Here is an 18,294-nt window from a genome sequence, read left to right on the forward strand (position 1 = left end):
TCTAGATAGTACACTCTCTTTCCCTCCACGACCCTCTTCCTAGCTCTGGTTCATCAGCTTCCTGGTCGAGGATGGGATCGTCGAGCGTGGGGAACATGCCTGCCCTGGATGGGTGGGGGTGGACCGGGGGGTGGTCACGGCCGCCGTGACCTCGGACGGGGAGTTCTTCGACCGCCGCCACGCCGGAACCGGCGGGGTCTCCTCCCGGCAGCTGCCACGGGGGACGAAACAGGACCGGCAAGACGACCTCGGGTATGTCACGCTCGGCGAAGCGGAACGGTATCTACGGCTGCAACGCCGACTCGCCCGCACGCAGAAGGGATCGAAGCGGCGCAAGAGGGTCAGGGCTGCGATGAGTGAGGTCATGCGGCGGGTGCGGTGGCGGCGCGCTGACTTCAACGCCCAGGCCGCGCACCGGCTCACCCGCATGTACGGGCATGTGGTCATCGAAGATTTGAACACCAGGGGTATGAGCACGGCCGTCAAGCCGAAGCCCGACCCCGATCGGCCGGGCAGGTTCCTGCGCAACGGCGCGGCGGCGAAATCCGGGCTCAACAAGGCGATTCTCGACAAGGGCTGGTACGGGCTGGAAGTCGCCCTCCGCTCCAAGGCCCGCTACACCGGCAGCGTCATCCATAAGATCAACCCCGCGTACACGTCCCAGACATGCCCGGAACCTGCGTGCGGGAAGGTAGACGAGAAGAGCCGCAAGAGCCAAGCGATCTTCTCCTGCACCTCTTGCGAGCACACCGAGCAAGCCGACATCATCGGAGCGAGAAACATCAAGAGCAAAGGACAGGCGGCCGGGCCGGCCGTCTCAGGGCGTGGAGACCCACCCGGGTCCGCGAAACGTCAAGCACCCCGTTCCACAGCACGGGCCGCGCAAGCGGCACGAGCTGCCGCATAGCGGCACGGGAATCCCCGCCCCTTCAGGGCGGGAAGCAGGTCAAAGGTCAGGAACCGTAGAAGACCCGGTCGACCACCTGGCGGGCCCGCCGGGTCACCCGGCGGTAGTCGTCGAGGAAGTCCTCCGAGCCCTCGGGCGGATAACCGAGGATGCGCGCGATGAGCCTGCGCTCCCTGACGTCGGCCGGGACGCTGTCGCCCGGACGACCCTTGACCAGCATGAGCGCGTCCCTGACGCGCGAGGCGAAGCGCCAGGCCGCCGCCAGTACGGCCGCGTCGGGGGCCGCGAGCAGGCCCTCCCCCTCGGCCGCGCGCAGCGCCTCCAAGGTACGGGTGGTCCGCAGCGCCGGGTGTCCGGCCGCGAAGCGGAGCTGCAGCAGCTGCGCCACCCACTCGACGTCCGACAGGCCGCCGGGGCCCAGCTTGGTGTGCAGGGCGGGATCGGCGCCGCGTGGCAGCCGCTCCGCCTCCATGCGGGCCTTGAGCCGCCTGATCTCACGTACGACGTCGTCGGACAGGCCTTCGGGCGGGTAACGCAAGTCATCGATCACGGCGACGAACTCGGCGCCCAGCGCGGCGTCACCGGCCGAGAAGCGGGCCCGCAGCAGCGCCTGCGCCTCCCAAGGGGAGGACCAGCGCGCGTAATAGGCCTGGTAGGAGGCCAGCGTACGGACGAGCGGGCCCTGCCTGCCCTCGGGGCGCAGGTCGGGGTCGATGAGCAGCGGCGGGTCGGGGGCGGGGAGGGCGAGCAGGCGGCGCAGCTCGTTGGCGACCGCGTACGCGGCGTCGGTGGCGTCGCGTTCGGAGGCGCCGGGCACGGGCGAGTGTACGAACATCACGTCGGCGTCGCTGGCGTAGGACGACTCCATGCCGCCGAGCCGTCCCATGGCGATCACCGCGAACCTGGTCGGCAGTGCCCCCCGCCGCTCCACCTCGACCTTGCCGATCGCCACGTCCAGCGCGGCCTGGATGGTCACGTCGTTCAGCGACGACAGCGCCACCCCCACCTGCTCAATGCTCATAAGTCCGGAAATATCGGCCACGGCCGTACGGAACAGCTCCCTGCGCCGCAGCGCACGTACTGCCGCCACCGCCGACTCCATGTCGGACCCGTGCCTCGACACGGCGGCCGACGCCTCCTTCAGCAGCGCGTCCGGCGAGCGCGCGGCCAGGTCCTCGTCGGAGCCCAGCAGCCCGACGGCGTCGGGCGCGTTCAGGAGCAGCCCGGTCGCGTAGCGGCTGCTGCCGAGCACCCGCGCCATCCGCGCCGCCACGGCCGTCTCGTCGCGCAGCAGCCGCAGGTACCACGGCGTGGTGCCGAGCTTGTCGCTCACCTGGCGGAAGCCGAGCAGCCCCGCGTCCGGGTCGGGCGTGTCGGCGAACCAGCCGAGCATGACCGGCAGCAGCGTCCGCTGGATCGCCGCCCGCCGCGAGACGCCCGTGGTCAGGGCGGCGATGTGGCGCAGGGCGCCGTTGGGGTCGACGTAGCCGAGCGCCGCCAGCCGGGCTTCCGCCGCGATGGTGGACAGCCGCGCCTCCGACTCGGGCAGCCGGGCCACGGCCTGCAGCAGCGGCCGGTAGAACAGCTTCTCGTGCAGCCGCCGCGCCTCCCTCGCGTGGCGCCGCCACCTGGCGGTGAACTCCCCCACTGGGTCGGCGTGCATGCCGAGCGCGCGGCCCAGCCGCCGCAGGTCGTCGGGGTCCGATGGCAGAACATGCGTACGGCGCAGCCGGTGCAGTTGCAGCAGGTGCTCGACCTGCCGCAGGAAGGTGTACGCCTCGGCCAGCCCGCGTGAGTCGTCACGGCCCACGTAGCCGCCGCGGGAGAGCGCGGCCAGGGCCGGCAGGGTGGCCTTGCGCCGCAGCAGCGGATCCTGCCGCCCGTGCACCAGCTGCAGCAGCTGCACCGCGAACTCGATGTCACGCAGCCCGCCGGGGCCCAGCTTGATCTGCCGCTCGCCCTCGGCCCGTACGTGGGACTCGACGCGGCGGCGCATGGCCTGCACGTCCTCGACGAAGTGCTCCCGGGTCGCGGCCGACCAGACGAACTCGTTGACCGCCTCGACATAGGCCGCGCCCAGCGCCAGGTCGCCGGCCACCGGCCGCGCCTTGAGCAGCGCCTGGAACTCCCAGGTCTTGGCCCAGCGCCGGTAGTAGGCCAGATGGCTGGCCAGCGTGCGGACCAGCGGCCCCGCGCGGCCCTCGGGCCGCAGCCCGGCGTCGACCTCCCACAGCGCGCCCTCGGGAGTGGTCGCGGTGCAGGCCCGCATCATGGCCTGGGCCAGGCGGGTGGCGCCGCGCAGGGCCGCCGTCTCGTCGGCGCCTTCGCGCGGCTCGGCCACGAAGATCACGTCAACGTCGCTGATGTAGTTGAGTTCCCTGGCGCCCTGCTTGCCCATGCCGACCACCGCCAGCCGTACGTCGCTCGCGTCGACCTCGGCCCGCGCGATGGCCAGCGCGGCCTCCAGCGCCGCGCCCGCGAGGTCGGACAGCTCGGCGGTGACGTCGGGCAGCCCGATCTGCCCGGTGAGGTCGCGGGCGGCCAGATGCAGCAGCCGCCCGCGGTAGGCCACCCGCAGCGCCACCAGCGCGTCGGGATCCGACGCGGTGGGCTCGCCCTGCTCCGGCTCGGCGCCGACGGCGCGCAGCAGCTCGGCCCGCGCGTCTCCCAGCTCGGGCAGGGCCAGCAGCCCCACCTGCTCGGGATGGCGTACGAGGTGCTCCCCCAAGGCGGCGCTCACCCCGAGCACCGCGAGCACCCTGCCCTGGAGGTCTTCGTCCGCGCGCAGCGTGTCGAGCACGCGGGGCTCGCGCTCGGCCAGGCGGGTCAGTGAGGCGAGCGCCAGGTCGGGGTCGGACACGGCTACCAGTCCTTTGAGGAGGTCATCCAGCTCTGCCCCCGACTGTCGTACCAGGGTCGCGGCCCGCGCGCCGTCGGCGAAGCCGAGCTTGGCCAGGCGGGCGGCGGTGGACTCGATCCTCGGCACCACCCCATCTTGACAGCCCGCCACCCCTGAAGCCTAAAGTAGAACGCAACGTTGCGTTGCGTTTTGGAGGTTGGGATGGACGGCGTGCCGGCGACGGTGACGTGGGGGCTGCTCGCGGCCTGGGTGGCGCACGATGCGGAGGAGCTGGCGACGATGGCCCGCTGGACCCGCGAGCACCGGCCCGAGCTGGAGCGGCGCTACCCACGGGTCCCATGGCAGCGGCTGGAGATGTCCCAGCGGCAGGTGAACGTGGCGATCGGGCTCATGGGCGGCGTCATGGCCGGGGCGTCGGCCATGGGGGCGCGCACCAGAGGACGGAGCCCGGTGTTCCAGGCGGTGCTGGCCGGGTTCGGGCTGCACGGGGTGGGGCATCTGGTGCAGTCGGCGCTCGCGCGCGGCTACACGCCCGGCGTGGTGACGGCGCCAGTGGTGGTGATCCCGTTCACGGTGTGGGCGTGGCGGCGGCTCAAGGCGTCGGGGGTGCCGACGGCGGGCGGCGGGTCGGCCCTGGCCGGGCTGGCCGCACTGCCGCTCGTCCTGGGCGGCGTCCACGCCCTCGCCCATGCGCTCACCCGGCCCCGTACCGGCCGCCGGTAACCCATCGGGCACGGCGGCCGGTGCGCGCGGACGTCAGCCGACGCAGACCAGGAACAGCCAGGGCGCGCGTCAGGGAACGACTCAGGACATGCCCTGAATCGGCTCGAGGTCCGCCCCCGCCCTGTCGGCGACCAGGCGCCCGAACGCCTCGGCCAACGGCCGCCAGGTGGCGATGAGCGCCTCCTCGGCCGCGCCGACCGCCGCGTTCAGCTCGCGGGCCGAGCCGAGGCCCGAGGCCGTGCTCCACGAGGTGAAGATCTCCGGCGTGGCCTCGGGGTGGAACTGCACCGCCCAGGCCGACGCGCCGAGCCGGTACGCCTGGTTCGGGTACGGTGTGCCGGTCATCAGCGGCACCGCCCCGTCGGGCAGCCGGGCTATCACGTCCTGGTGGAACTGGACGGCGACGGCCGTAGAGACACCGGACAGCAGCGTATCGGCGGCCGCGGCGGGCAGCGCGACCACCTCGCAGACGCCCACCTCCAGCCCTTCGCTGCCCCGCTCCACGGTGCCGCCGCAGGCCAGGGTCATCAGCTGCGCGCCGAGGCAGATGGCCAGCGTGGGCGTACCGTCATCGACGGAGCGGGCCAGCAGGTCACGGGTGGCGGGCAGCCACGGGCAGCGATCGTCCTCCCACGCCGCCGCCTCCCCACCGAGCACGATCAGCCCGTCGGCGGCGCGCTCGGGAACCTCCTCGCCCAAGTACGGCCGTACGACGTCGCAGACCGGCCCCAGCCAGTCGCCCAGGTAGCCGAGGGTTGCGTCTGCCTCGTGCTCAATGACCGTAATCCTCATAAGGAGTAATTTATCCGCCCAAACTTTCACCAAGCCGCATGCATCCAACTGCCCGTGGACAAGTTGATCGACGGGGATCCCCAGCGGCTGGGCAACTACTGGCTGGCCGGGCGGCTCGGCACGGGCGGCCAGGGCGTCGTCTACGAGGGCTACGCCGAGGACGGCCGCCGAGTGGCGATCAAGGTGCTGCACGGCGACCAGTCGGCGCAACTGGCCAGGGAGGCGACCGCGGCGCGCCGGGTGGCCGCGTTCTGCACCGCGAGCGTCCTGGAAGCCGAGCTGGAGGGGCCCAGGCCGTACATCGTCAGCGAGTATGTCCAGGGCCCCAGCCTGCGCAAGGCCGTCACGGAGGGACGTCGCTTCGGCGGCGGCGAGCTGCACCGCCTGGCCACGGCCGTGGCGACCGCGCTGACCGCCATCCACGACGCCGGGGTGATCCACCGCGACCTGAAGCCCGACAACGTGCTGCTCGGTCCCGACGGGCCGCGGGTGATCGACTTCGGCGTGGCGCGGACCGCGGAGATGTCGCTCACCGCGACGGGCCTGGTGACGGGCACGCCCACGTACATGGCGCCCGAGGTGTTCGGCGGGCAGCGGGCCGGGACGCCCGCCGACGTGTTCGCCTGGGGCGCGATCATGGTCTACGCGGCGAGCGGCACCGACCCGTTCGAAGCCGAGAACCTGGGCGCGGTCATGCACCGGGTGCTGTCGGCCCGGCCCGACCTGAGCGTGCTGCCCGCCACGCTGCGCCCGCTGGTGGCCGCGGCGCTCAGCAAGGACCCGCTGGAGCGCCCGTCCGCTCGCGAGCTGCTGCTGGCCCTGGTGAGCGCCGAGGGCGGCCTCGACACCGGCCTGCTGCTCGCCGCCGGCGGCAGGGAGGCCGCGCGGGTGGGCGCCCCCGCCCACGATCCCGCGCTGGGCACGCTGGCCGAGGAGGCGTACGCGCTGCTGTCCGCGGAGGAGCGCGAACTCGCGCCCGAGGTCTTCCTCCGGCTGATCACGGTGAGCGAGCAGGGCGGCCTCGCGGTACGGCGGGCGGAGCTGGCCGAACTCGTCGAGGGCCGGCCGCTGCCCGAGGTCTCGTCGGTCACCCGGATCCTGGAGGTGTTCGGCTACCTGCTGTCCAGGGAAGGCGAGGAGGTCTGGCTGGCCCGCCCCGCCATGCCCCTCGCCTGGCCGCGCTATCGCCGCTGGGTCGAGGCCAACCGGGACGGCCTGGCCGTGCACAAGGAGATCCTGACCGCCGCCCAGCGGTGGGCTCGGGCCGGGCGCAAAGACGGCGATCTGTTGCAGGGCAGCAGCTTGGAGAACGCGCTGCGGTGGGCGGCCACGGCCCGCAGGAACATCACCCTGTCCACCGCCGAACGCGACTTCCTCGACGCGGGCGCCCGTCTGACCAGACGCAGGAGCAGGCGGAGCAGGCTCGTCTCCATCAGCCTGGCGGCCCTGCTGGTGATCTCGCTGCTCGCGACCGGCCTGGCCGTCCAGCAGAGCGCGCTCGCCGATGAGCGGGCCGATCGGATCGCCGCTCAGCGCGACCAGGCGGAGGCGGCGCGGCTGGCGCAGTTCGCGGGCACGCTGCGCAAGAGCGACCCGAGAGCGGCGATGCTGCTGAGCGTGGCCGCCTGGCGGCTGGACCGGACCCCGCAGACCAGGGCCGCGCTGACCGCCTCGCTGGCGCAGCGCGAGGTCGCCGCGTTCAGGGACCCCGCCGCCTCGGGTGACGCGCTGCGGCTGCTGAGCCACGACGGCAGGACGCTGGCCAGCGTGAGCGACGACGCGGTCAGGCTCTGGGATGTACGCACCGGCAAGCGGAGCGGCGGCATCGGCCGGCTGGGCCTGGCGGGCGAGCGGCCGCTGACCGCCGCCCTCTCCCCCACCGGCCGGAATCTGCTGGTGGTTACCAACAAGCGGGCGCGGGTGTGGAACCTGCGCACCGCCAAGGCCGCCGGGACGTGGACATTCAGCCATGACGTGGGCGACGACACGGGCACATCGGTCGGCGTCCAGTACGGGACGACCGACCGGTACGCGCTGATCATCCTCGACCAGTACGAATACACCTGGGACCTGCGGACCGGCACCCCGACGAAGAGCCCGCTCGCCACTCGCCCGGTCGTCTCACCCGACGGCAAGTCGGCGGTGCGGCTCGTGGGCGGAAAGCTGCGGATCACGTACCGCCCGGGCGGACAGACGGAGAATCTCGGGAACGAGGTGGACATCTGGAACGGCGGCGCGGTGACCTTCAGCGCCGACGGGCGGCTGCTCGCCTCGGCGACCGGGCAGAACATCCAGGTCTGGCGGGCATACGACCGGCTGCTCACCACGCTGACCCTGCCCGGCGGCACTGAGGACGATTCCGTGCCGCTGCCTCAGGTCGGCTTCGACGGCCACACCCTGCGCTATCTCAGCGAGGACCGCGTCCTCACCGTGGACCTGAGCGACTTCGCGGTGCGCGCGCCGAAACAGGCGCCCTCGTGGTCGTGGGCGAAGTTCGGTCCCGGCGCGCGGCAGGTCCTGAGCTCCGAGGACGGCTACCAGGTCTTCCTCGCCGACCCGCGCGGGTCATTCGGCGCCCCGGTGATGAAGAGGCCCGATTCCGACCCGGCGGACGCCGCGGCGATCAGCCCCGACGGGCGGCTGGCCGCGGTGGGCGGCATCAGCGGGTTCACGGTCCTCGACAGCGGCACGCGGCGCACGCTCGCACAGGCGGCGCCCCGCGGCGACCTGGCGGAATATGAGACCACTTTCCTGGCCTTCAGCCCCGACGGCACGAAGCTGGCCACCGGGCTGGAGTACAGCGACGAGGACGTGTCCCGCCGCTACGCGGTGAGCGTCTGGGACTGGAAATCGAAGCGCCAGCTGTGGTCGGCGAAGGTGGGCAAGGTACATGACGCCGACTTCTCCCCCGACGGCAAAGTACTGGCGGTGGGGTCCGGCGAGCAGTACCTGTTCGACGCGGCGTCGGGCCGGCGGCTGGGCAAGCCGTTCGGGGGCACCGGCCAGGGCACGACCGTCACCGACGTGGTCTTCACCCACGACGGCAGGTCACTGGCGGTCGTGGACTCCCGCGGTCGCGTGAGCGTCTACGACACCGCCACCGGGAAGCGGGCCCGCCAGGCCGCCCTGGGCCGTCTCGAGGGCGGGGATGTCGCGGTCAGGTCACCCAGCGAGGACGTGGTCGCGCTGGTCACGCGCGACCACCGTTTACGGCTCGTCGACCTGGCCGCCGGCGCGGACCTGGGCACGCTCGACGACGGCGACGGCAGCAACGGCGACCTTTACGGCCCGGCGTTCACCGCCGACGGCTCGGGAGTGCTCACCCTGGACGAGGCAGGGGCCCTACGCGAGCGGCCGGTCGAGCCGGGCAAGATGGTGGCCGCGATCTGCGCCCGCGCCGGGCGGCCGTTGAGTCCCGGCGAGTGGCGAAGCTTCGTGCCAGGACTGCCCTACCAGAAGGTTTGTCCTTAAGATCCGGCTATGAGACTCGACGAGGTCGGCGGCCTGCGGGTCGCCACGTTCGGGACGGGACCACGCCTGATCATCGCGGTGCACGGGATCACCGCCTCGCTGATGGCCTGGGCCGCGGTGGCGCGGCTGCTGCCCGCCGACTGGTCTCTGGTCGCGATGGACCTGCGCGGTCGCGGGCACAGCGCCGCGCTGCCCGGCCCGTACGGGCTGACCCGGCACGCGGAGGACGTGCTGCGCGTGGCCGACCACGTGGGCGCGGGCCCCGAGGCCGTGCTGACCGGGCACTCCATGGGCGCCTACGTCGCCGCGCTGGTCGGCGCCGAACGCGACTTCGCCCGCGTGGTGCTCCTCGACGGCGGCCTCCCGCTGCCGCTGCCCGAGGGCGCCGATCCTGACGAGGTCCTGGAGGCCACCCTGGGACCGGCCGTGGAACGGCTGCGCCGGACGTTCCCGACACCGGAGGCCTACGTCGGCTTCTTCATGGCGCACCCGGCCTTCCTCGACAACTGGAACGCCGACGCCGAGGCGTACGTGCGCTATGACCTGACCGGCGCCGAGGGCGCGCTGCGCTCGCGCGTGGCCGGTGACGCGGTGCGCGAGGACGGGCGGTGGATGCTCACCGAGTCCGAGCGCGTCGGCGCGGCGCTGAGCGCGATCAGGGCGCCGCTCTCGCTGATCAGGGCGCCGCGCGGGCTGCTCGACCAGGACACCGGCATGCTGCCCGACGCGCTGGCCGCCACGTGGACCGCCCGCCTGCCGGGGCTGGCCGACGAGGTGATCCCCGACTGCAACCACTACACGATCATGTTCGACGAGCGCTGCGCGTCGATCGTCGCCGACCGGCTCACGTCCGGATCCTGAAGCCCCCTGGTTTGCCTGCCATGCCATGCGTGCCATACGCTCGACTTGCTCACAATACGAATGTATGGGTGGCAATACATGCGACCAGCAGAAGACCTGACCGCCAAGGCCAGGATCAGGGACACGGCGTTGGTGCACTTCGCGGAACACGGGGTGAAAGGCGCGACCATGCGCGCCATCGCCGAACGCGCCGGAGTGTCGCTGGGCCTCGTCCAGCACCACTTCGGCTCCAAGGAGGGGCTGCGCGACGCGTGCGACGCCTTCGTGGTGGCCTACATCCGCCAGGAGGTGGAGGAGGCCGTCGACAAGGGCGGCCTCGACGACCCCGCCTTCATCGACCAGGCCAGGCGCACCGCGCCGCCGGTCATGCGCTATCTGGGCCGGGCGCTGGTCGACGGCTCGCCGACCGCCGCGTCGATCTTCGACCAGCTGGTCGCGATCACCCAGCAGTACCTGGGCGACCGGCCGGACGCGCGCGGGCACGCCGCCGTCTACACCGCCATGAACCTCGGCATCTACGTCCTGCACGACCACCTGAGCCGCACGCTCGGCGGCGACGCGCTCGCGCCCGAGACCATGACGCGGATCAGCAAGACGATGCTGAACATCGTCTCCCCCGAGTTCGCCGGCCCCGACCTCGTCGCGCAGGCCCGCTCCGGCCTCGACCGCCACGCCGCCTCCCATGAAGCCGAAGCCCAGGAGGGCGAAGATGCCTGACGTCCTGCGGATCGAGGACCTGCGCAAGTCCTACGGCCGCGTCCACGCGCTGGACGGCCTCACGATGTCCGTACGGCCCGGCGAGGTCCACGGCTTCCTCGGCCCGAACGGCGCGGGCAAGACCACCACCCTGCGCGTCGTGCTCGGCCTGCTCAGGGCCGACTCGGGCACTGCGCGCCTGCTCGGCGGCGACCCGTGGCAGGACGCGGTGGCGCTGCACCGGCGCCTCGCCTACGTACCGGGCGACGTCACGCTCTGGCCGAACCTGTCGGGCGGCGAGATCATCGACCTGCTCGGCCGCCTGCGCGGCGGGCTGGACCCGCGCCGCCGTACCGAGCTGATCGAGGCGTTCGAGCTCGACACCACCAAGAAGGGCCGCGCCTACTCCAAGGGCAACCGGCAGAAGGTCGCCCTGGTCGCCGCGCTGGCCTCCGACGTGGAGCTGCTCATCCTCGACGAGCCCACCTCCGGCCTCGACCCGCTCATGGAGGCCGTCTTCCAGAAGCAGGTCGGGCGGGCCAAGGACGCCGGCCGCACCGTACTGCTGTCCAGCCACATCCTGGCCGAGGTCGAGACCCTCTGCGACCGGGTGACGATCATCCGCTCCGGGCGGGTGGTGGAGAGCGGCACCCTGGCCGAGCTGCGCCATCTGGCGCGCACGTCCGTCTCTGCCGAGCTGGCCGCGCCGCCCGACGGCCTGGCCGCCCTGCCCGGCGTGCACGACCTGCGCGTGGAGGGCGACCGGGTGCGCTGCCAGGTGGACGACGACGCGCTCGACGAGCTGCTCGGCACGCTCACCAAGATCGGCGTCCGTTCGCTGACCAGCCGCCCGCCCACCTTGGAAGAGCTCTTCTTGCGCCACTACGAGGTGAGCGCGTGAGTCCGCCTTCAAGGGCCGGCCGACTCACCGGCACGGCCGCGCTCGTGCGGCTCATCCTCCGCCGTGACCGCCTGGTGCTGCCCGTATGGGTCGCGGTCGCGATCCTCGTGCCGTACGGCGTCGCCTCCGGCGCGGTCAAGCTCTACACCACCACCGAGGCTCTGCGGCAGTACGCCGACGAGGCGATGAGCAACACCGCCCAGGTGGCGATGCGCGGCTTCGTGTACGAGCCGAGCATGGGCGGAGTGGTCGCCTGGGGCGCGGGCATGTCCGGCGCGCTCATCGCGGCCGTGGCCAGCCTGCTCGTGGTCATCAGGCACACCCGCGTCGAGGAGGAGACCGGCCGTCGCGAGCTGCTCGGCTCCACCGTGGTGGGGCGGCACGCGGGCCTCACCGCGGCCCTGGCCGTGGTGTCCGCCGCCAACCTGATGGTCGCGGTGCTGCTCTCGGCCGTGCTGATCGGCCTCGGTCTCCCCGCCGGCGGGGCCTTCGTGCTCGGCCTGTCCACCGCGGGCGTGGGCGTGGCGGTCGCCACCGTCGCCGCCGTGGCTGCCCAGGTCGCCACCGGCGGGGGCGCCGCGCGTGGCCTCGCGCTGGCGGTCACCGGGCTGCTGTTCCTGGTACGCGCGGCTGGCGACGCGCGGGGTTCCGGATTGTCGTGGCTGTCGCCGTTCGGCTGGGCGCGGCTGTCGCGGGCCTGGACCGGCGATCACTGGCAGGTGCTGCTGCTGTTCGCCGCCTGGACGGCCCTGCTGGGCGGCGCCGCCTATCTGCTGTCGGCCAGGCGCGATCTCGCGGCGGGACTGCTGCCGCCCCGGCCGGGGCCCGCGGTCGGCGCGCCGGGACTGCGCAACCAGCTCGCGCTGGCCTGGCGCTCCCAACGCGGCACGCTGCTCGCCTGGACCGCCGGGTGCGCCCTGGTGGGGCTGCTGCTCGGCGGGGCCGCCAAGGGGGCGGAGGGTCAGCTGTCCGGCCTGTTCTCGGGGGCGGACGCGCTGTTCACGTTCAGCCTGCTGGTGCTCAGCCAGGCGGTCTCGGCCTACGCCGTCTCGGCGGCGCTGCGCCCCCGGGCGGAGGAGAGCGCCGGGCTGGCCGAGTTGCTGCTGGCCACCGCGCCGAGCCGGACCCGCTGGGCATCCGCGCACCTGGCCTTCGCGGTCGCCGGCCCGATCGTCATGCTCGCCGTCGCCGGCGCGGCGATCGGCCTCTCGTACGGCCTGAGCATCGGCGACGTCGGCCGGGAGGTGCCGATGATGCTCGGCACCGCGCTGGTGTGGCTGCCTGCCGTGTGGGTCGTGGCCGCGCTCGCGCTGGGGTTGCTCGGCCTGCTGCCCAGAATCGCGGCGGCCGTGGCCTGGGCGATGCTCGGCGGGTTCCTGCTCATCGAGCTGGCCTTCGAGTTCGGGCAGGTGAACGACGCGGTGCTGAGTCTGTCACCGTTCTCGCACATCCCCAGGACGCTGCTCGGCGCGCCGTTCAGCGCGGTGCCGCTGGCCGTGCTCGTCCTTGTCGCGGCCGGGTTGGCGGCGGCGGGGCTGGCGGGGATCAGGCGCCGCGACATCGGCTGAACAGACGGACGGCCCGGCACGACTCCGTGCCGGGCCGTCCGTACGTCTCAGGCGCAGGTCATGCGTCTCAGGTCATGCGTCGTCAGGCGCAGGCCATGTGCCCCAGGCCGAGGCGTCTCAGGCTTCGCGGGGAGCGATCCAGGTGGCGCGGGCGGCGGCCACCAGGGTGCCGTCGACCTCGTAGATCGCGCTCTCGCCGAACAGCTTGCGCCCCTCGCGGCCGGTCGCCCGGGCCACGACGGAGTAGGCCCCGCCCGCGTACAGCCGCCGATGGATCTGTACGGCCAGCCGCCCGAGCAGCGCCGACTCGCCGGGCTTGAAGTGGGCCCAGCCGGTGATGCAGTCGAGCGCCGCCCCCACCACGGAGGCGGGCACGCCGTCCTCGTCGGCCACCGTGAACGGCACCCGCCACCCGGCGGCCACCAGGTCGGTCCCCTCGACCGAGCCGGGGAAGATCCGCAGCCCGTCACCCGGCTCGCGCAGCCCGCACGCGAAGCACTCGGGGAAGGCGTGGCCTCGCCAGCCGGGGAAGCCGGCCTCGGCGCGGGCGGCGTCGTTGAACGCCACGAACTCGGGCGCCGTCAGGTCCTCGGCCACCGGGATGGCCTCGACCAGCAGCTTGTCACCTTGGTGGAGGGACACCGTGTTGGCGACGTGCTCCAGGCACAGGTCGGTCTCCAGCGGGGTGGGCGCGTGCAGCGTGACCTCGACCGCCGATCTGTCGCCGCCCAAGGCCTCCGCCATGGTGCCGGCTATCCAGCCGCCGTTGGCGACTCCAGCCGGGCCCCTGAAACGCTCAGGAACGGTCAGCACGGTCTGCAGGGCAGCCGTCGTCATGCCACACCCTCCAACATCGCCCATATGGCGAAATATCCGAAAAGTCGTTTTGGAACGAGCCGATTTTAACGGACGATCAGTTTCCCACACCCTGAACGGGTCTTTGCCCACCGCATAACCCTCGCGGGGGCGTGAAACTTCCCAGCGGGAGACCCAGGCTGCGCCGGATCCTCCATGTCCGTAAGATACGGGCCCAACTTTGCATGGACGTTACCTAGGAGTCAGAAGTGACAATGCTCACTCGCCGAACGCTCACTCGTAGAAGCTTGCTCAAAGCGGGGGCCATTGCCGTACCCGCCGCCGCCATGACGGCTCGGCCGGCGCTCGCCGCACCCGTTCCGGTGGTGGAGACGTCGGGGACCGCTCCCGCGTCCTTGGCCGGGTTCGACAACGTGATCAAGACCTTCGTGAAGGAACGCGAGATCTCCTGCGCCCAGCTGGCGGTCATGAAGAGCGGAAAGATCGTCCTGGCCCGTGGCTATCGCTACAGCACCGGCGCCCAGGCGATCCCCGCCGTCACCCCGACGTCGTTGTTCCGCATCGCCAGCCTGAGCAAGAACATCACCTCCGCCGCCATCATGCGCCTGGTGCAGGACGGCAAGCTGAGCCTTTCGGCCAAGGTGACCACGCTGCTCGGCCTCACCCCCGCCGACACTCGGATGAACCAGGTCACCGTGCTCCGGCTGATGCAGCACCTGGGCGGCTGGGACCGCGACACCTCCAAGCAGGACCAGCTCTGGCTGGACCACACGATCTCGGCCGCGCTGGACGTACCGCTGCCGATCGGCCACGCCGAGATCATCAAGTACGCCACGGGCCGGCAGCTCGACTTCGCCCCCGGCTCGAAGATGGTCTACAGCAACTACGGCTACATGCTGCTCGGCCGGATCATCGAGAAGGTGTCCGGCATGTCGTACGAGACGTACGTCAAGACGAAGCTGCTCAAGCCCCTCGGCATCACCCGGATGCGCCTCGGCAAGAGCCTCAGGACCGAGGCCGCGGCCGGCGAGGTGATGTACCAGTCCCAGTACACGAACAAGACCGTCATGGACGAGTCGGGCACCGTCGTGCCGTACCCGTACGGCGGCTTCAACATGCCCAACCAGGACGCCAACGGCGGCTGGCTGGCCTCGGCCGTGGACCTCGTCCGCTGGACGCTCGCCTTCGACCGGCCGGGCACGGTGCTGAGCACGGCGTCGATCGCCAAGCTGTTCGCCAAGCCGGAGACCGGCGTCACCTCCTCCGGCTCCTGGTACGGCGGCGGCTGGTGGGTCCGGCAGGTGACCGGGCACCTCAACACCTGGCACAACGGCTCGATGCCGGGCACGTTCTCGTACCTGGCGCGGCTGCAGAACGGCTGGAGCTACGCGGCGGTGTTCAACCGGCGCGAGGAGACGGGGACGCCGGACTTCGACGTGATCGACGGCCAGATGAACGCCGTCAAGATCACCACCTGGCCGACGACGGACCTGACCTCGAAGTACTTCTGATCCGACGTACCGCCCTTCGAGCGAGGGGCGGCCTTTGGCCGATCAGGGGGCGGCCCTTGGCCGGGGAGCGCTGCGGACGAGGCCGGCGCGGCTGCGGCCGCCTTCTGGGGCTGGGCCACCTCGGGCATGGCGCCCGAATTCCGGTTGCCTCGCCACGCACCGGCCCAAAACCATGGGTCGCGGCCACCCCGGCGCGAGCTGGTCCTCAGGCCCGCGGCCGGTCGGCCCCATGAGGCCATGGCCTGCGACTGAAGTATCCAGACGGGGGTAGTTCAGCAGGTGATGTGGACTGCGACGTCTCCCCGCCAGTGCCTCGCGCGTGTTGGAGGGAAGCCATGAAATTCATCATCGCCGCCGCCGGGTTGTGGCTGCTCCCCATGTTCGGAACGATCCCCGCCTGGGACGGCGACCGCCACCAGGTCAGCGAATCCCAGTACGAGGTCCTGATGCATCAATGCAGGTACGCCAACACATCGCAGGCACGTTCGGAGTGCCGCGCGGCGGTCAGGGCGAACTACCGCGTCGGGGAGGCGGATCCCTCGCTGGATTGCCGCACCTATTCCAGCGTGACCGTGTGCGGCACGTTGCAGCTGAGCGCGAACGAACGCGCGTGCGTGCGGGACTCCGTGGCCAAGCACCTGTCCTATCGCCGAGCCGAAGTGGAGTGCTACGCGTTCCAGTGACCGCCGCCCGCCATCAGCCCGAGCCGACGCTCGGGACCCAGTGATGCGCCGGCTCCACCAGGGAGAGGAGAATCCGCCGCGTAGATGATCACGATTTGGCGAAGCCCGCCGTACCTTGGCGATCACGATCATTAGGTTCTGATCGAGCGCAAGAGGATCGAGCGCAAGAGGAGGGACAGCGACGATGCCGCTCGATCTCACCTCGTTGATCGAGGCCGGTCCGACGCTCCCGCGCGGCGCGCTCGACGGATCATGGCCACCCGCGCTGCTGCGGGCCTATCGCCGGGCACTCCCGCGGCTCCTCACGCTGCCCGGCCCCGAACGGCTCGAGTTCCTGCGCGCGACCGCCGCCGCCGAGGAGCCGGAGGCCCTGGCGGCATTGGACTCGGCAGAGCTGGGGACACGGACCCTGGAGCCGGGGACTTGGACCCTGGCGTGGGAGACCGGCGAACAACCCACGGCCTTCCACGTGTGCCCGGCCCGGCACGACGGCCCGGTCTGGGCAGTGGCGGTGGGCGAGTTCGAGGGCCGCACGTTCGTGGCCAGCGGCGGTGACGACCATGTGGTACGGCTTCGCGCCATGTTCGACCAGGCCGGGGCGGACCTGGAGGGTCATACGGCGAGCGTCCGCGCCCTGGCGTTCGGCGTGGTGGACGGCCGCCCAATACTTGCCGGCGGCGACGACGGCGGCACGATCCGTACCTGGAATCCGCTCACCGGCGCGAGCGGATTCACCCGCGACCTGACCGGCGGTTACCCGACAGCCCTGACCTTCGTCGAGGCCGAGGGCGGCCGGACGCTGCTCGCCGTGGCCATCGGCTTCTACAACCGCGGCTACCCGGAGGACGACGAGGACGGCCGCGTCGACCTGCTGGATCCGGCCACCGGCGAGCTCGTGCGCGCACTGCGCGCGGAGGAGCGGGACGCGGTACTCGACCTCGGCGTGGCGAAGCTGGGCGAGCGGACGGTGCTGGCCGCTCTGTCCTCGTATGAGCTGCACGTGTGGGACGTCGCCACCGGCGAGCGACTGGGGACGGCCGAACTGGACGACATCTGGGCGGACATGGAGCAGGACGGCCTCACTCCGCCCCTGCTCATAGGCGAGGAGAACGGGCGGCCCGAAGTCGGTGTGGTGGTCCGCATCGAACACCCGCCGGGCTACACGGTGCAAAGCCGCGAGCTGGTCTACCTGAAACTGGACGACCTCCGCGACACGTCTCGCGACCGGGGGTTCGACCGCGACCAGGGACCGGTGGCCATGACCACCCACGCCGGGCGGAACGTCATGCTCGTGGCGAACCACACCGACACCGGCAAGGTGTGGGAACGGCCCGCGAAGGCGGCGATCAGACACCCGGGCCACAAGACGGACATCGACCTGGACGCCGACACCCGCCTGATCACGACCGCCGCCTTCGGGAGCCTGGCGGAACGTCTCTGCCTGGCCACGGGTGGGCTCGACGGGACAGTGCAGGTGTGGGACGCGCAGACGCCGCACCAGCACCGGCGGACCGGCTACGGCGGGTCGGGGCTGGCGCTGTTCACCACGGCGCGGGGCGCGCCCGTCCTGGCCGTCGGCACGCACAGCGACACCGTGCTCCTGGTGGACGCAACGAATGGGAAGAAGATCGGCTCGGTGGGCTGCCGCCAGAGCGGCCGTGGCCACGACTGCGACATATCGCCCTACGACCACTGCTGCCGAGGCTTGACGGCCGGGCAGGTGGCCGGTCGGCCGTACATCGCGAGCAGCGGCTGTGCCGCGTACGGCACCATGCTGTGGCAGCCACTGAGCAAGATCCGCGGGATCGCGCGGAAGGACGACGCCGAGGGCGGCCGGGTCACCTTCGGCGGCCTGGACCACTCCTCACCCACCGCTCTCGCCTTCGGCGAGGTCGACGGCCGGGCGCTGCTCGCCGCCGGCGCCGAGGTGTGGGACCCGGTCACGCAGGAGTGCGTGGCCAAGCTGCCCGGGTGGGGGTTCGCGCTGAGCGAGAGCGCCTTCGGCCGGGCCGGGGATCAGCCGGTGCTGGCCACGCGGCGCGACAGCGAGGTGGACCTGTGGAACCCGCTGACCGGCCGGCACATCCGGACGCTCGGCGTGGACGACGCCGGTGCGGGCCTGGCCATGGGCCGGATCGCCGACCGCGACGTACTCGCCGTCGGCAGCGGGAGGTATGTGCACCTATGGGACGCCGCCGCCGGGGAGCGACGGGAGTGGATCCCGCACACCTCGACCGTCACCTGCCTGAGCCTGGTCGAGCACGACGATCGGGTCCTGCTGGTGACCGGGACCGAGGACGGCACGGTGACGCTGTGGGACGCCGCCCCGCGGCGCCGGGTGGCCGTCCTGGGCGCGTTCGCCCGCCCGGTACGCTCCGTGGCCGCGGCGACCATCCGCGGAAAGCCGCACGTGTACGGCCAGTCCCACTACGGCCGCGTACTCGCCTGGCGCGTCGACACCGTTTGACAATGCGAGGGGCCCCTCACCGCATTTTGCCGGTGAAG

At 72.0% G+C, this 18,294-nt stretch carries 13 protein-coding genes; 10 read left to right on the forward strand and 3 right to left on the reverse strand.

The features are described 5' to 3' along the window. The first annotated feature begins 112 nt into the window (after nt 1-112). Entirely contained in the window at nt 113-907 is a 795-nt protein-coding gene (locus AB0L53_RS52915) for a transposase (RefSeq protein WP_364012622.1), read from the forward strand. 46 nt (nt 908-953) lie between these two features. On the opposite strand, the gene AB0L53_RS52920 is transcribed toward AB0L53_RS52915, so the two are convergent. Next, on the reverse strand, nt 954-3,893 hold the full coding sequence (locus AB0L53_RS52920; protein WP_364012625.1) for a bifunctional [glutamine synthetase] adenylyltransferase/[glutamine synthetase]-adenylyl-L-tyrosine phosphorylase: 2,940 nt from the start codon (nt 3,891-3,893) through the stop codon (nt 954-956). A gap of 75 nt (nt 3,894-3,968) precedes the next feature. On the opposite strand from AB0L53_RS52920, the gene AB0L53_RS52925 reads away from it, so the two are divergent. Then, nucleotides 3,969-4,490: an HXXEE domain-containing protein gene (locus tag AB0L53_RS52925; protein ID WP_364012628.1), complete on the forward strand. Its 522-nt coding sequence runs from the start codon at nt 3,969-3,971 to the stop codon at nt 4,488-4,490. 81 nt (nt 4,491-4,571) lie between these two features. Here AB0L53_RS52925 and AB0L53_RS52930 read toward each other — a convergent pair whose 3' ends face one another. After that, nucleotides 4,572-5,282 carry a type 1 glutamine amidotransferase gene (locus tag AB0L53_RS52930; protein WP_364012631.1) on the reverse strand — a complete coding sequence of 237 codons (711 nt, stop codon included), beginning with the start codon at nt 5,280-5,282 and terminating at the stop codon, nt 4,572-4,574. Between the two features lie 54 nt (nt 5,283-5,336). Between AB0L53_RS52930 and AB0L53_RS52935 the strand changes: the two genes are divergently transcribed. From AB0L53_RS52935 to AB0L53_RS52955, 5 genes are all read left to right on the forward strand, one after another. Then, nucleotides 5,337-8,753, forward strand: a complete 3,417-nt coding sequence (locus tag AB0L53_RS52935; protein ID WP_364012634.1) for a serine/threonine-protein kinase — start codon at nt 5,337-5,339, stop codon at nt 8,751-8,753. A 9-nt stretch (nt 8,754-8,762) separates the two neighbouring features. After that, the gene (locus tag AB0L53_RS52940) at nt 8,763-9,614 is read left to right on the forward strand and encodes an alpha/beta hydrolase (RefSeq protein WP_364012636.1); all 852 of its coding nucleotides are present in this window, start codon (nt 8,763-8,765) and stop codon (nt 9,612-9,614) included. A 78-nt stretch (nt 9,615-9,692) separates the two neighbouring features. Continuing rightward, entirely contained in the window at nt 9,693-10,331 is a 639-nt protein-coding gene (locus AB0L53_RS52945; protein WP_364012639.1) for a TetR family transcriptional regulator, read from the forward strand. Then, nucleotides 10,324-11,211 (forward strand): ABC transporter ATP-binding protein, encoded by an 888-nt coding sequence (locus tag AB0L53_RS52950; RefSeq protein ID WP_364012642.1) that lies wholly within the window; start codon nt 10,324-10,326, stop codon nt 11,209-11,211. The genes AB0L53_RS52945 and AB0L53_RS52950 overlap by 8 nt, the downstream gene beginning before the upstream one ends. Then, nucleotides 11,208-12,779: a hypothetical protein gene (locus AB0L53_RS52955; protein ID WP_364012645.1), complete on the forward strand. Its 1,572-nt coding sequence runs from the start codon at nt 11,208-11,210 to the stop codon at nt 12,777-12,779. Before AB0L53_RS52950 ends, AB0L53_RS52955 begins: the two co-directional genes overlap by 4 nt. Before the next feature lie 117 nt (nt 12,780-12,896). Here AB0L53_RS52955 and AB0L53_RS52960 read toward each other — a convergent pair whose 3' ends face one another. Further along, complete coding sequence (locus AB0L53_RS52960) at nt 12,897-13,616, reverse strand: hypothetical protein (RefSeq protein ID WP_364012648.1); 720 nt, start codon at nt 13,614-13,616, stop codon at nt 12,897-12,899. Nucleotides 13,617-13,921: 305 nt separating this feature from the next. On the opposite strand from AB0L53_RS52960, the gene AB0L53_RS52965 reads away from it, so the two are divergent. The 3 genes from AB0L53_RS52965 to AB0L53_RS52975 all read left to right on the forward strand — a co-directional run bounded on the left by AB0L53_RS52965 (nt 13,922) and on the right by AB0L53_RS52975 (nt 18,256). After that, nucleotides 13,922-15,106, forward strand: coding sequence for a serine hydrolase domain-containing protein (locus AB0L53_RS52965; protein ID WP_364012651.1), 1,185 nt, complete (start codon nt 13,922-13,924; stop codon nt 15,104-15,106). A 335-nt stretch (nt 15,107-15,441) separates the two neighbouring features. Beyond that, nucleotides 15,442-15,789 (forward strand): hypothetical protein, encoded by a 348-nt coding sequence (locus AB0L53_RS52970; protein WP_364012654.1) that lies wholly within the window; start codon nt 15,442-15,444, stop codon nt 15,787-15,789. A gap of 184 nt (nt 15,790-15,973) precedes the next feature. Beyond that, nucleotides 15,974-18,256, forward strand: a complete 2,283-nt coding sequence (locus AB0L53_RS52975; protein WP_364012657.1) for a WD40 repeat domain-containing protein — start codon at nt 15,974-15,976, stop codon at nt 18,254-18,256. Nucleotides 18,257-18,294 lie beyond the last annotated feature (38 nt).

The sequence above is a fragment of the Nonomuraea sp. NPDC052129 genome, from assembly GCF_040680095.1.
In the GTDB taxonomy this organism is placed as follows: Bacteria; Actinomycetota; Actinomycetes; order Streptosporangiales; family Streptosporangiaceae; genus Nonomuraea.